11 protein-coding genes are annotated in these 14,367 nt (G+C 53.3%); 10 read left to right on the top strand and 1 reads right to left on the bottom strand.

Features of this window, described 5'->3' with window-relative positions; genetic code table 11:
- The first annotated feature begins 203 nt into the window (after positions 1-203).
- The gene (trpS, locus tag ACHZBS_RS26400; protein WP_319409514.1) at positions 204-1,196 is read left to right on the top strand and encodes a tryptophan--tRNA ligase; all 993 of its coding nucleotides are present in this window, start codon (positions 204-206) and stop codon (positions 1,194-1,196) included.
- On the opposite strand, the gene ACHZBS_RS26395 is transcribed toward trpS, so the two are convergent.
- Complete coding sequence (locus tag ACHZBS_RS26395) at positions 1,193-1,441, bottom strand: hypothetical protein (protein WP_319409513.1); 249 nt, start codon at positions 1,439-1,441, stop codon at positions 1,193-1,195. The two genes, trpS and ACHZBS_RS26395, sit on opposite strands and share 4 nt — an antisense overlap.
- A gap of 62 nt (positions 1,442-1,503) precedes the next feature.
- Here ACHZBS_RS26395 and ACHZBS_RS26390 point away from each other — a divergent pair, with 62 nt between their 5' ends.
- The 9 genes from ACHZBS_RS26390 (at position 1,504) to ACHZBS_RS26350 (ending at position 14,360) form a co-directional block, all read left to right on the top strand.
- Complete coding sequence (locus ACHZBS_RS26390; RefSeq protein WP_319409512.1) at positions 1,504-2,262, top strand: segregation/condensation protein A; 759 nt, start codon at positions 1,504-1,506, stop codon at positions 2,260-2,262.
- A gap of 326 nt (positions 2,263-2,588) precedes the next feature.
- Complete coding sequence (gene scpB, locus ACHZBS_RS26385; protein ID WP_319409511.1) at positions 2,589-3,257, top strand: SMC-Scp complex subunit ScpB; 669 nt, start codon at positions 2,589-2,591, stop codon at positions 3,255-3,257.
- Between the two features lie 421 nt (positions 3,258-3,678).
- Entirely contained in the window at positions 3,679-3,936 is a 258-nt protein-coding gene (locus tag ACHZBS_RS26380; protein ID WP_319409510.1) for a hypothetical protein, read from the top strand.
- Positions 3,937-4,769: 833 nt separating this feature from the next.
- Positions 4,770-5,905 (top strand): IS3 family transposase gene (locus tag ACHZBS_RS26375; protein ID WP_319405970.1). Its coding sequence is split into 2 segments (ribosomal slippage): positions 4,770-5,049 and positions 5,049-5,905, totalling 1,137 coding nucleotides; the frame shifts between segments, so codons are not numbered across the junction.
- Between the two features lie 124 nt (positions 5,906-6,029).
- A complete protein-coding gene (locus tag ACHZBS_RS26370) occupies positions 6,030-7,079 on the top strand; it encodes an IS481 family transposase (RefSeq protein ID WP_319408448.1) in 1,050 nt (349 codons plus the stop codon).
- Between the two features lie 244 nt (positions 7,080-7,323).
- Entirely contained in the window at positions 7,324-7,839 is a 516-nt protein-coding gene (locus ACHZBS_RS26365) for a PEP-CTERM sorting domain-containing protein (protein ID WP_319410200.1), read from the top strand.
- Between the two features lie 695 nt (positions 7,840-8,534).
- Positions 8,535-10,427, top strand: a complete 1,893-nt coding sequence (parE, locus tag ACHZBS_RS26360) for a DNA topoisomerase IV subunit B (protein ID WP_319409509.1) — start codon at positions 8,535-8,537, stop codon at positions 10,425-10,427.
- A 184-nt stretch (positions 10,428-10,611) separates the two neighbouring features.
- Positions 10,612-12,909, top strand: coding sequence for a DNA topoisomerase IV subunit A (gene parC / locus ACHZBS_RS26355; protein WP_319409508.1), 2,298 nt, complete (start codon positions 10,612-10,614; stop codon positions 12,907-12,909).
- A 23-nt stretch (positions 12,910-12,932) separates the two neighbouring features.
- A complete protein-coding gene (locus tag ACHZBS_RS26350) occupies positions 12,933-14,360 on the top strand; it encodes an MBOAT family protein (RefSeq protein ID WP_319409507.1) in 1,428 nt (475 codons plus the stop codon).
- The last annotated feature ends 7 nt before the right edge of the window (positions 14,361-14,367 follow it).

The raw sequence follows: 14,367 nt of genomic DNA, 5'->3' as shown, positions 1-14,367 counted from the left end.
TCACCCCCACCACTTCAACCTTCCCGTATCCAAGCCGCTTAGCCGATAGCTGATCCCTTGATTGTTTTTCCGTTCCTTACCTCCTTTTTTTTCTTGATTGCATGACGCCTTCTGTTTAGTATAACGGGTTTTATTACTTTGACGCTGACCGCATGCGGTCGGCAAACCGGCGGAGGCCAAACAATCGATCGGGAGATGTCTTCATGAGTTCCAAAAAACGGATTTTAAGCGGTATGCGGCCCACTGGCCCACTTCATCTGGGGAACCTGCACGGCGCGCTGGCCAACTGGGTGGGCATGCAGGACGAATACGACTGTTTTTTCTTTATTGCCGACTGGCATGCCCTGACCAGCGACTATGAAGCTCCCGGCGCGATAACCGGTTACGTCGGCGAAATGATGATCGATTGGCTCAGCGCCGGTCTCGATCCGGAAAAAAGTACCCTGTTCGTTCAATCGCTGGTTCCGGAACATGCCGAACTGTTCCTTTATCTCTCCATGATCACGCCGGTGCCATGGCTCGAAAGAAACCCCACCTACAAGGACCAGATCGTCCAAATCAGCAACAAAGACCTTTCCACCTTCGGCTTTTTGGGATACCCGGTCCTCCAAGCGGCGGACATCATCATGTACAAGGCCAATGGCGTACCGGTGGGCATCGACCAGGTGCCCCACGTGGAAATAACCCGGGAAATTACCCGGCGTTTCAATTTTCTATACGGCAACGTATTTCCGGAACCGGAAGCCATCCTGACCAAAACTTCCAAAATTTTAGGTCTGGACCGACGCAAGATGAGCAAGTCTTACAACAATGCCATCTACCTTTCCGATACGCCGGATGAAATCACGAAAAAAGTATCCCAGATGATCACCGACCCCCAGCGTATGCGCCGATCGGACCCCGGCAACCCGGATGTCTGCAATGTGTTCGAATTTCACAAAATCTATTCGGACACCGGAATCTGGGAGGCCATTGATCCCCAGTGCAGAAATGCGGAGATCGGCTGTGTGGAATGCAAGAAAATCATGGCTAAAAGCCTGATCAAAGCCATGGACCCCCTGCACGAACGGCGGGCGTATTTCATGGCCAAGCCGGAACTGGTCAAGGAGATCATCGCTTCCGGCAGCGAAAAGGCCCGCAAGGTGGCTAAGCAAACCATGGATCAAGTCAGGGCGGCCATACGGATCAAAGATTAGAACGTGTTCATCAGAAACGGCATCTTTTGGCCCATGCCGGCGTTCTCGCTCGGCTGAATTCCTCGACGTAGCACTGCTACGCCTGCGGTTTCAACATCGCTTCGGCCTTGGCCTGAACCAAAATCTACCATTTCTGGGTTGTGATCCGCGATAGAGAGCGCATCCCCCGCTGCTTGTCTGAGCGAAGGAGAGATCCCGCTCATCGGAACCGCGGAAAAGATAGGATAACTCCACGTCTCTTTCATGCACCTTCATTACCGCCGGCAAGGAAGATAAAGCGCAGGCAATGATGGTTGCGGGATTTAACATGTCATTGATGCAGGACAACTTGACGGATGCGGACCCCGATGATGTCGACGATGACCGATACCGGGTTAAACTCCAGGACGTTTTTGAAGGTCCCATGGATCTTCTGGTCCATCTGATCAAAAAAGCGGAAGTGGATATTTACGATATCCCCATCTCACAGATCACTGCACAGTACTTGGACTATCTGGAGTGGATGAAGCAGATGAATATCGACCTTGCCGGTGATTTCGTCCTGATGGCATCCACCCTGACCCATATCAAATCCCGGATGCTGCTGCCACCCCAGGTGGGCGAGGAGGATGAAGAGGATCCCCGGTTGGAGATCACCCGGCCGCTGCTGGAGTACCTTCGGATCAAATCGGCTGCCGAACAATTGGCGGAGCGAAATCTGCTGGGGGAAAAAACCTTTACGCGGAAGCCGGACACCGACATCCTGGAACGGGTGGAAGAAAATGAAGTGATCCACATCGGCCTGTTCGAACTGATCGATGCGTTTCAGAGGATTCTGGACAAGGTGACGCCGGGCCACCGGGTCGATCTGACCAGGGACCGGGTCTCGGTTCAGGAACGCATCGCCCAGTTGACGGAAATGTTGGAGACGAAGGAATCCATGACCTTTGACGAGCTGTTTGCCGATGACCACCAACGGTCGGACATTATCGTCACTTTTCTGGCCATCCTGGAAATGGCCAAGCTCAGCCTGATCCGCATCGCCCAGCATGTGCCCACGGGGATTATCCGCATCTTTTATCAGTAGGTGTTTAGGAGGATAGGCTGTAGACTGCAGGTATATGGGAAAATGCAGCCGGATAAGGAAAAAGGCTATGGGCTGTAGGCTGTAGGAAAATGCATCAGGATACTGCATTTGCTGATAGCCGAAAAGCTGCTGAGGGAGCGGGTAAGTTCAGAAGCTGGGAAGAGCGGGAAACAGCGAAGGTCAAGGGCTGAATGTCGAACATCGAACGTCCAACGTCCAACATCGAATGAAAAGCAGAATTATAGCTCCCCGTGAGCTGTAAACAAGCCCAATAAACTCAATGAACACAATAAACACAGGAACCCCGACCCCGACCGATATCCACCATGGCGGAAAATATTAAACACATCATCGAAAGCCTGCTCTTCGTCTCGGAAACACCGCTGACGATGGACCACCTCAAGGGCATTATCGAGGGCGAAGAGACCGCCGCGATCCGTAGCGCGATCGATGAACTGATGGCGGAGTACGAACAGCGCGACGGCGGCTTTGTGCTCAAACAGGTGGCCGGCGGCTACCAGTTCCGCACCCAGGGTCGCTACAACGAATGGATCAAGCGACTGGTTAAACCCAGCACCCCGCGCCTGAGCAAGGCAGCCCTGGAAACCCTGGCGATCATCGCCTACAACCAGCCCATCATCCGCAGCGATATCGAGCACATCCGCGGCGTGGACAGCGGCGGCGTCATCCGCATGCTCATGGAGCGCAAGCTGATCCGCGTTCTTGGCCGCAAGGAGATCCCCGGCCGCCCGCTGATTTACGCCACCACCAAGCACTTTCTCGAGGTGTTTGAATTGAAGGATCTCAAAGACCTGCCCACCCCCAAAGAAATCGAGGAACTCAGCCGGTCCCGCCTGGAAGAGCAGCCGGAAGATGACGACCACGGCGAAGACATGCCCGCCGCATCCCCGACGTCCACGGACGTGCCCGAAGCCGATGACGGCGGCCCGGCAGCGGAGGATGACCTGCCACCGTTCGATCCACCCTCCGAGTGATTGCACCGGCAGCACACCTGTTTCCATAGACGTGATTTCCATTGCGGAGATCAGCTCCTCCGCGCCTTTGTAAACTCGAGGGCAGCCGGGCAGGATGAAGGTCGTGGACAGCTCTTGCAGGGCCTAAAGAACCCAGTCCAACCATTAAACTCAATTAACCCGGCAACCCCCGCCCCCCGCAAGCTTATTTCATTTGTGCGAAATAGGCGCGGCCGTTTATAAAATTATGAAAAAAAAGTTATTGCAAGGATTAATTCCACGAAAAACTATGTAATAAATTTACCAATCATAAACCCAGCCAGCCGATCGACTTCAGTCCCAGATAATTTTAAACAATTGTAATAATTTATTATTTTGATTTTTTAGAGCGGAGCTATGATCTTGGCAGTTATCTTGCTTTTATCTTTCTCAAGGTGGAAAAATGAAGCTTGCCATTAAAAAATCAATCCTGACATTTCTGGTTGTATTTGTAGTGCTGGGCGGAATGTCATCGAGCGCCAGTGACGGCATGACTCAATTGATTGCCGATTCAAGATCCCAGGCGGTTGCCGTAGCAAAGGATGCCCCCTCTGCCAAGGAGGACTCGACGACAACGTCCATACCCAATTCCGCCATCATATTGCTGATTGCCACCGGACTGGTGGGATTGGCCGGTGTCAGTCGCAGGAAAAATCTATGAACTGAGTTTAGCGTTGAACCCGCTAATGTTGGATAAACCGAAAAGGCAGGACGAATGGTCGTCCTGCCTTTTTGGTTTTAACCTGCCGGGATAGTTTCTAAAAACCCACGCCCCGCCTACCCGATTTCCCGAGACAAGACATACTGTAGCATCCGATGCCTGGGGTCAGCTTCAATCGATCTCGATTCGAGAGAGGGTTACTGGTCGATTAACCCAATTTTTGGGAATTTCTTACCATATCTATGTAATTTTTTATATAGATATTGCTTCACATTTCGAGAAATTCGCATCGAGCGACAAATTAGATTTTCTATATACTTCAATATTATTTGATACTTAAAATACTTATTCTAATTCATTTTTGATTGGCTTGGAAATTGCTTTTGTATGAGGTAAGTTTTTTGGGAAGTTTTTCCCTGCTTTCTTTTCTTATGAGGTTAATGGAAGTAATATCGAAATGTTGCAGTTACTCTGCCAATACAGGCGCTCTTCGGTTTCTATTGGGTTTTAACAATAAAATTAGGTGCCCACCGTTAAGCTGATGCGAGGACTAAATTGAGATTTCAAAACAGGAAAATTAAAATAATTTAATGGAAATCAAAGGGGGGATAATCTGCCTAAGTTTAATCGTTTGAAATTGTGGGGGAATATATTTTTAAAGATATTAAAAAAGGGGAAAGGATACAACTAATGAAGAATCGTCTAATCTGTATGAGGACGGACTTGACTTGACACCTTGCTAAAAAATGGGTGGTCAGATACCGGCGGTGGACCCCAAAAACTGGACAATGTGCTAAGCTATGAGTCAGACCAAAAATGAGGAGGATCTGACGATGGGTAACAAGCGCAAATCACACAGTCCACAGTTCAAAGCCAAGGTCGCTCTGGCTGCCATTCAGAACGAAGAAACCGCAGCACAGTTGGCCAGTCGATTTGGTGTTCACCCCACCATGATTTCCACCTGGAAGCGGCAGATGCTCGACGGTGCAGCCGATATCTTCGATAAAAGCCACCGATCCAGAAAACAGGCCGATGCCCAAACCGCCGAACTGTACCGCCAGATCGGTCAACTCAAGGTGGAAAACGATTTTTTAGCACGCAAGCTCAGCAGCTGAATCGCAAACAGCGTAAATCCATGATCGATCCGTTGGATCGGCAGCTGAGCGTTTCCCGGCAGTGTGAACTAATCGATCTTAGCCGGTCATCCTATTACTACCAACCCATACCCATAAGCCAAGAAGAGCTGGAACTGATGCGCAAGATCGACGAACTGTATCTTACCAATCCATCCTCGGGCAGCCGAACGATCAGCCGCCAGCTGGATCGTCAGGGCATAACAGCCAATCGCAAACGGGTTCAGCGGCTGATGCGATTAATGGGTATCGAGGCGGTGTATCCCAAACCGCGGACCAGCCGCCCCCATCCCCAGCATAAGGTATATCCTTATCTGCTAAGGGGTATGACCATCAGTCGCACCAATCAGGTTTGGGCCAGCGACATCACTTTCATCCCCATGGCCAGTGGGTACATGTATCTGGTGGCGATCATGGACTGGCACAGCCGCAAGGTGCTCGCCTGGCGGATATCCAACACCCTGGACAGCGCCTTTTGTATCGATGCCCTTAAAGAGGCGTTGAGCCGCTATGAGCCACCGGAAATCTTCAATACCGACCAAGGGGCTCAATTTACCAGCAACGCGTTCACCAAGGTTCTCATCGATAACAAGGTCGCCATCAGTATGGATGGTCGGGGTCGTTGCCAGGACAATATATTCGTCGAGCGGCTGTGGTGGACCCTCAAACACCAATACATTTACTTGCACGCATTCGACACCGGTAAGGCGCTGCGGCAGGGTCTGGGCCGGTGGCTCGATTATTACAATCACGAACGGGGCCATTCGGCCCTTGACGACAGAACCCCGGATGAGGTTTATTACGGTCTGCCCCATCCTTTCGCCGAGGCTGCCTGATGCCTTTTTATCTTTTAAAAAGCTCTCGGCTCATAGCTTATTCTACCCCTCAGGCTGTCCAGCCGATGGGGTCCACCTCCACCTTCTGGATTGTCGCCAAACAATCTAAAACAGGAGGCACATCATGACCACCCAAGACAAAATCGCAAGAGCTAAACTCAGCATACTGGAACTGGCCGAATACCTCAAGAATGTTTCCCAGGCCTGCCGCATCAACGGCGTTTCCCGCCAACATTTCTACGACATTAAAAAAGCGTATGAAGAGCACGGCCTTGAAGGCCTCAAGGATAAAAGCCGGCGCAAGCCGTGTATCAAAAATCGGGTTGCTCCTGAAATTGAAGCGGCCGTGATCAAAATGGCATTTGAATATCCGGCTTATGGTCAGGCACGAGCTGCCAATGAACTGCGTAAAGAGGGCATTCTGGTGTCATCCGGCGGTGTTCGAAGCATCTGGATTCGGCACGATCTGGAAACTTTCAAAAAACGTCTGGCATCGCTTGAAGAGCGGGCAGCCAAAGAAGGCATTGTTTACACCGAGGCCCAATTGACGGCGTTGGAAACAGCCAAGCGCAGTCGGGAATCTCACCCGGATGAAATCGAAACCCAACATTCGGGTTATCTGATCAGCCAGGATACCTTTTATGTCGGGTATCTGAAAGGTGTCGGCCGGATCTATCAGCAAACGGTGGTCGATACCTATTCGTCGGTGGCCTTTGCCAAGCTGTATACGGCCAAGATCCCCGTCACCGCTGCCGATACGCTCAATGACCGTGTGTTGCCTTTCTTTGAGGAACACAATGTCCCTGTATTGCGGGTATTGACGGATCGGGGAACCGAGTTTTGTGGCAGCCTGGATAAACACCCTTACGAGTTGTTCCTGCAACTCAACGAAATCGACCATACCAAAACTAAGGTCAGAAGCCCTCAAACCAATGGTATTTGCGAGCGTTTCCACCAAACCGTGCTGAATGAGTTCTACCGTGTGGCATTTCGAAAGAAGCTGTATCGTGATCTTGAGACTTTACAGATCGACCTGGATGAGTATATGGACGAGTATAATACAAAACGAACCCATCAGGGAAAACGCTGCAAAGGTCGTACGCCAATGGAAACATTCATTGAAGGCAAGCAGCGATATAAAGAAAAGAATCTGGAAAAAATAAATGCTGCATAACTGTCGTTGACACATCCAGAAGGTTTCTGACCACTGTCAACTCAAGTTCCGTTCAGGACATCTAATCTTATTACCAAGCTTGGCCATCCTTTTGGTGTTTTGCCTCGCGATTAGTCCCGATGAGGTGTTAGCGCTGTCATTTGATTTGGATTACGAATTTAGTGGAGCGGAATCTCCAACTGGCAGTGCACCGTGGCTTACAGCAACATTCACTGACTTAGAATCAGGAATAGTAAGATTGACTATGGATGCGTCAGGTTTATCAGATGATGAATTTGTCGCTGGTGCAAAAGATTTTAAATCTACTGGCAAAGGATGGTACTTCAATTTTGATCCTCTTAAAACTCTTGATTTAACCTTTGCCTTTGTCTCTGGCAATGATGCAGACTTAGTCACAACTGGGGTCAACAATTTTAAAGCCGATGGTGACGGCTCTTATGACATTCTATTTGGTTGGGATAAGAGCAATGGCGCATTGACAGCTGGCCAAACTTCTGTTTATGACATCACATCTACTACATATGGAAACCTTTTAGATTCGTCTTGGTTTAATTTTTTAAGTCAACCACCCACCGGAGGTAACGGTCCTTTTTATACAGCCGCACATGTCCAAGGTATAGATATACCAGGTGAAGAAGATGGCAGCGGTTGGATAGCACCAAATACTCCCGTCCCCGAACCTGCCACCATGCTCCTGCTGGGAACCGGACTGGTCGGGTTGGCCGGTGCATCGCGCAAGAAATTCCTGAAAAAAAGTTAGATAGCTCTGAGTCAAATTGTTTTATGATCGATCGAAGCCGAGGTGGATTGTCACCCCGGCTTCGGCATTTTCGGCCTCCCCTCCCCTGACCAATAACCCATTTTATCGCCAACCCCAAATGCCAATCCAGCTGAAGCGTTCGTACCTTCCAAACTGCCGACTATTTCTGTAATTTACCGGCACCACAACCAATTCACCCCCAAAACCATTGCAACCACAACATACAGTATTGATTTTTTAACCGATATCCATCATAAAGGGATCGAACCTATAAAATGAACGTCGAACATTGAACGCTGAACATCGAACGTCGAATGATGAGGTCGCTGCGCTCCATCTGATTGTAATGTGTCAGCAGCGATGCTAATCAATGATCGACTGGATTCCCTGTTAACGAATAACACTTTAACTTAATTCAGTATTCGACCTCTTCTGGTCCCCGGTTTTCCCGGTGTATTTCCATAATTATCGAGGAAGACGGTTTGACTTGAAAAAACGACCGTGAAAGCGTATTGGGCAGCCGGAGCTTTCAGTGGTGCGGTTTACGCTGTTCCGATTCGACGTTCGACGTTGGACGTTCGATGTTCGACGTTCAGTTTTTATTCCTTAATAATTCTGTTACCCAAGATGTCCACGCAGGATCTGTATCAGGAGGCAGTCCCATCAAAACCGACACCCTATTCAATAAAAACGGCTTGCCCAATCGTGACTACAACGCCGCTTCACTAGAGGTCCTCAAAGGCCTCGACCCGGTGCGCCGTCGCCCGGGCATGTACACCGACACCCAACGGCCCAACCACCTGGCCCAGGAGGTAATCGACAACAGTGTGGACGAGGCCATCGCCGGCTTTGCCAGCCGCATAGACGTCATCCTGCATACGGACGGATCGTTAAGTGCGGCCGACGACGGCCGCGGCATGCCCACGGATATCCACCCGGAAGAGGGCATCACCGGCGTTGAGGTGATCCTGCTAAAGCTGCACGCCGGGGCCAAGTTTTCCAACAAGGACTACCAGTTTTCCGGAGGGTTGCACGGTGTGGGCGTGTCGGTGGTCAACGCCCTCTCCTCCCGCCTGGAAGTAGAGATCAAGCGTGGCGGCCAAAAACATTTCATCTGGTTTGCCGACGGGCGCAAACAGCAGGACCTGGAAGTCACCGGCAGCGTAGGGCAGCGCAACACCGGCACCTTCATCCGCTTCTGGCCCAACCCGACCTATTTCGACACGGTGCGGTTTTCCACGCATCGCCTGCGCCACAACCTGCGGGCCAAGGCCGTATTGTGCCCGGGACTTACGGTAACATTTTCCGATGAAGCCACCGGCGAAAAAGAGCAGTGGTATTATGCGGACGGACTCAAGGCGTATCTGGCCGACGGGCTGCAGGGATGTGAAACGATCCCCGACGAGCCCTTCGTGGGCAAGCTGGACGGCGACGGCGAGGCTGTTTCATGGGCAGTAGCCTGGCAGCCCGACGGCGGGGAGACCATCACGGAAAGCTACGTCAACCTCATCCCTACCCCACAGGGAGGCACGCATGTCAATGGCTTCCGATCCGGACTGCTGGCCGCCATCCGCGAATTCTGCGAGTTTCGCAAGCTGATTCCCCGGGGCATCAAGCTGGCCCCGGACGACATCTGGGAGCGCTGTTCCTACGTTTTGTCCACCAAAATGACCGATCCCCAGTTTTCCGGCCAGACCAAGGAACGCCTCTCGTCACGCCAATGTGCCTCCTTTGTCAACGGCGTGGTCAAGGACGCCTTCAGCCTCTGGCTGAACCACCACACCGAAGCGGGGGAACGCCTGGCGGAAATGGCCATCGAATGTGCCCGCAACCGCCTCAAGGCGGGAAAAAAGATCGAGCGGAAAAGAGTCACCGCCGGTCCGGCCCTTCCCGGAAAGCTGGCCGACTGCGTCAGTATGGACCCGGCGCAGAGTGAGTTGTTTCTTGTCGAGGGTGACTCGGCGGGTGGATCGGCCAAGCAGGCCAGGGACCGGCAGACCCAGGCGGTCATGCCCCTGAGGGGCAAGATCCTGAACACCTGGGAGGTGGAATCGACACAGATATTGGGATCAAAAGAAGTTCACGACATTGCCGTGGCCATCGGCGTGGACCCGGGGACGCAGCATCTCAACGGTCTGCGCTACGGAAAAGTATGCATCCTCGCCGATGCGGACTCCGACGGTCTTCACATCGCCACCCTGCTCTGCGCCCTGTTCCTGCAGCACTTCACCCCGCTGGTCAAAGCCGGTCATGTATTTGTGGCCATGCCCCCGCTTTATCGCATCGACATGGCCAAAGAGGTGCATTATGCCCTGGATGAAGCCGAAAAGACGGCCATCATCCGTCGCATGGAAATCAAAAGGCCCGGGGGCAAAATCAATGTCCAGCGATTCAAGGGCCTGGGTGAAATGAATCCCATGCAGCTGCGGGAGACCACCATGGCCCCGGACACCCGCCGGCTGGTCCAACTGACCGTCGATGAAGACGAATTGGCCTTTGCCACCCTGGATATGCTGCTGGCCAAAAAACGCTCCTCCGACCGCCGCCAGTGGATCGAGGATAGCGGTGACCTGGCGGCGGTGGACTGAAGAATAAGGGTTCACGGGGGTCGTGGGGAAAGAATGAACGCAAGGTGGCGTGTTGAGTGTTCAATTTAAAATCGTTCCTATCGCCCATAGCCTATTCCCCATTGCCTATAGCCTATAGCCTTTTGTCTATCCCTAAAGTAACGATGACACAAATAAAGCATAACCTACTGAAAGCAATTATTATATGACAACAACCGCACCCCCCCTTCCTATCGAGGGCACGGAGCGCATGCCCCTCCAGCAGTTTTCCCGGCAGGCCTATCTCGATTACGCCATGTACGTGATCATGGACCGCGCCTTGCCCCACATCGGCGATGGGCTCAAACCGGTTCAACGACGAATCGTCTATGCCATGAGTGAACTGGGTCTGAAAGCGTCCTCCAAGCACAAAAAGTCAGCCCGAACCGTCGGCGACGTGCTCGGCAAGTTCCACCCCCACGGTGACACCGCCTGCTATGAAGCCATGGTGCTCATGGCGCAGCCGTTCTCATACCGATACCCGCTGGTTGACGGCCAGGGGAACTGGGGTGCACCCGACGACCCCAAATCCTTTGCCGCCATGCGCTATACCGAGGCCCGGCTCTCCGCCTATGCCGAGGTGCTGCTGGGTGAAATCGCCATGGGAACGGTTCAGTGGGTGCCCAATTTCGACGGCACGCTGAAAGAACCCCGGGTGCTGCCGGCCCGTCTGCCCAACATCCTGCTCAACGGCACGACAGGAATCGCCGTGGGCATGGCCACCGACATCCCGCCTCACAACATCCGGGAGGTCGTCGACGCCTGCATTCATCTGATCGACTTCCCGGATGCCGATGTCGACGCCTTGTGCAACCACATACAGGGCCCGGACTATCCCGTCGGCGCCGAGATCATCACGCCGAAATCGGAAATCATGGAGATCTATCGGTCGGGCAAAGGCGCCATCCGCATGCGGGGCACTTATGAACTGGAAAACGGTGACATCGTCATCAATGCCCTGCCTCACCAGGTGTCACCGGCCAGGGTGCTGGAGCAGATCGCCGCCCAGATGAATAAAAAGAAACTGCCCATGGTGGCGGATCTCAGAGATGAATCGGACCATGAAGACCCCATTCGCCTCGTTGTCGTGCCCCGATCCAACCGGGTGGATCGGGACGCCCTCATGGCGCATCTGTTCGCCACCACGGAGCTGGAAAAAACATTTCGGGTCAACCTGAACGTCATCGGCCGGGACCGCAAGCCCGGGGTGAAGGGACTGGTCGAACTGCTCACCGAGTGGATCGCCTTTCGAACGCAAACCGTCACGGATCGCCTGGGATATCGCCTGGATAAGGTGAATGAACGCCTTCACCTTTTAGACGGCCTGCTGATAGCCTATCTGAATATCGACGAGGTCATCCGCATCATCCGCGCCGAAGGTGAACCCAAACCGGTACTGATGGACCGTTTCAGTCTCTCCGATGCCCAGGCCGAAGCCATCCTTCAGTTGCGCCTGCGCCACCTGGCCAAACTGGAGGAGATGAAAATCCGCTCCGAGCAACAAGATCTGGACAAAGAGCGGCAGTTTCTGGAGGCCACCCTCGGATCGCCGGCCCGTCTCAAGACCCTGATTAAAAAAGAGCTTCGGGCGGATGCCAAAGCATACGGGGACGACCGGCGAACCGCAATCGTCCGGCGCGGGGAGGCGCAGGCCATTTCCGAAGAACAGCTTGCCCCGGTTGAGCCGGTGACCGTAATTCTGTCGGCCAACGGGTGGGTGCGGGCCGCCAAGGGTCACGAGATCGATCCCGGCGAAACGGTCTACCGACCGGGTGACCACTATCTCGACGCCGCCCGGGGCAGGAGCAACCAACCGGTCGTTTTCCTGGATTCCACCGGGCGGTCATACAGCCTGTCCGCCCATACCCTTCCGTCGGCCAGGGGTTATGGAGAGCCGCTCACGGGCCGTTTCATTCTGCCCAACGGCGCCGTCTTCATTGCCGTGATCATGGCACCGGCCGATCAGCAGTTGCTCATGGCCAGCGACGCCGGGTACGGTTTCATCACGCGCTTCGAGGAACTGTTGACGCGCAACACCAAAGGCAAGGCCATGCTCTCCCTGCCCAAAGGAGCCCAGCCGCTGAGGCCCATCCCAATGGATGCGGCGTCGGATCAACTGCTGGCGGCAGTCACGAATGAGGGACGAATGCTGGTCTTTCCCCTCAACAAGCTCCCGGCCCTTGCCAAGGGCAAAGGCAACAAGATCATTCAGATTCCGACCAAGCGGGCCAGGGAACGCAAGGAACTGCTGATTCATCTGACTCTGGTACCGGCAGAAGGCACTCTGACCATATTCGCCGGCAAACGCTTTTTCAAACTGACCTACGGCAATCTCACCCAGTACGTGGGTGAGCGCGGCCGGCGCGGGAAAAAGCTGCCCCGCGGTTTTCAGAATGTGGACCGCCTGGAGAGCGAAGCACCTGTTCAGGCACCGCTGATCCTGCCGCCCACGGCAGATGAGTAGGATGAATATCCAAAAATGATCACATGATCTTCTCCAGCCTTTTCTTCATTTTTGCCTTCCTGCCGGTTGTGATCGTCTGCTACTACGGCCAGCATCTGCTGTTTAAAAACCGCCTGCGCAACCTGACCCTGTTGATTTTCTCCTATTTTTTCTATCTTTTCGGGGCCCCGGAATTCATCCTGTTTCTGGCCGGTTCCACTTTTTTCGACTATGCAATGGGCCGTTTCATGGATCGGTTTGAAGGGCAAAAGCGGTTGTGGCTGACCCTGTCCGTCATCGTCAACCTGGGGCTTTTAGCCTGGTTCAAGTACGCCAATTTTTTTGTGAGCCAGACCGGCGATTACCTCGTGCGGATGGGCCTCGATCTGTCCGGATGGGAAGCGGTGGCCCTGCCGGTTGGCATCTCCTTTTTCACCTTCCAGAAGCTCAGCTACACCATCGATGTCTACCGTGGGCGATGCAGATCCATTGCCAATTTAATTGACTTTTCGATGTATGTGGCTCTGTTCCCCCAGTTGGTGGCCGGCCCCATTGTCCGATTCCGGGACATTCACGACCAGATTAAAAAACGGGTGGAATCCTGGGATACATTTTATACCGGAGCCGTGCGGTTTTGTTGGGGCCTTTGCAAAAAAGTGATCCTGGCCGATACCTGTGGCCGTTTCGCCGATCTCATTTTCGGTCTGTCGCCTGCATTGCTGGACACCAGGACCGCATGGATGGGCGCCATTGCCTACAGCCTTCAGATCTATCTGGATTTTTCCGCGTACTCGGACATGGCCATCGGCCTGGGCATGCTCTTTGGCTTTCGTTTCCTGGAAAACTTCAACCGGCCCTACAGCGCCATCAGCCTGACCGATTTCTGGAAGCGCTGGCACATCTCACTGAGCCGCTGGTTCAGGGACTATCTCTACCTTCCCTTAGGCGGCAATCGCAAAGGGGCGGCCCGCACCTACCTGAACCTGACCCTTGTATTTCTCCTGTGCGGGTTCTGGCATGGCGCCAACTGGACATTCGTGGCATGGGGTGCCTACCACGGTCTTTTTTTGGTGTTCGAGCGGCTCACCGGCCTGCGTCGCGTTCCCGAAAACCGCCTGCGCGGGTTTCGCCGCCTGTTGACCTTGGTGGTGGTGGTATGCGGGTGGGTGATTTTCCGTTGTGACGATCTGGGCCAGGCCGGCCATTTTTTCACGGCCATGTTCAGCCTCTCCACCCATGAATTGCCGATGTCCCTGGTGAGCCTGCTGGACATGAAAAACGGGGTGCTCATGCTCTGCTCGTTGACTGCGCTGATCCTGCCGTCCGGAGACATGGATGCCGAGCCCCAATTGAAGAAAAAGCGTTTTTTAGCGGCCACGGTTGGAATCGTTCTATTCGCAGTGCTTTTGCCCTGGTGTGCAGCCATTATGGCTTCCGGCTATCAGAACCCATTTATCTACTACCGGTTCTAATCGACAC

Source organism: uncultured Desulfosarcina sp. (assembly GCF_963664155.2).
Lineage (GTDB): Bacteria > Desulfobacterota > Desulfobacteria > Desulfobacterales > Desulfosarcinaceae > Desulfosarcina.
This window is presented reverse-complemented; position numbering and strand designations above follow the sequence as displayed.

Coding starts and splice junctions, on each gene's coding strand:
- ACHZBS_RS26370 (WP_319408448.1), top strand. CDS start 6,030: ATGACCACCCAAGACAAAATCGCAAGAGCTAAACTCAGCATACTGGAA.
- scpB (WP_319409511.1), top strand. CDS start 2,589: ATGGCGGAAAATATTAAACACATCATCGAAAGCCTGCTCTTCGTCTCG.
- parC (WP_319409508.1), top strand. CDS start 10,612: ATGACAACAACCGCACCCCCCCTTCCTATCGAGGGCACGGAGCGCATG.
- ACHZBS_RS26350 (WP_319409507.1), top strand. CDS start 12,933: ATGATCTTCTCCAGCCTTTTCTTCATTTTTGCCTTCCTGCCGGTTGTG.
- ACHZBS_RS26365 (WP_319410200.1), top strand. CDS start 7,324: ATGGATGCGTCAGGTTTATCAGATGATGAATTTGTCGCTGGTGCAAAA.
- ACHZBS_RS26380 (WP_319409510.1), top strand. CDS start 3,679: ATGAAGCTTGCCATTAAAAAATCAATCCTGACATTTCTGGTTGTATTT.
- ACHZBS_RS26395 (WP_319409513.1), bottom strand. CDS start 1,441: ATGAAAGAGACGTGGAGTTATCCTATCTTTTCCGCGGTTCCGATGAGC.
- ACHZBS_RS26390 (WP_319409512.1), top strand. CDS start 1,504: ATGTCATTGATGCAGGACAACTTGACGGATGCGGACCCCGATGATGTC.
- trpS (WP_319409514.1), top strand. CDS start 204: ATGAGTTCCAAAAAACGGATTTTAAGCGGTATGCGGCCCACTGGCCCA.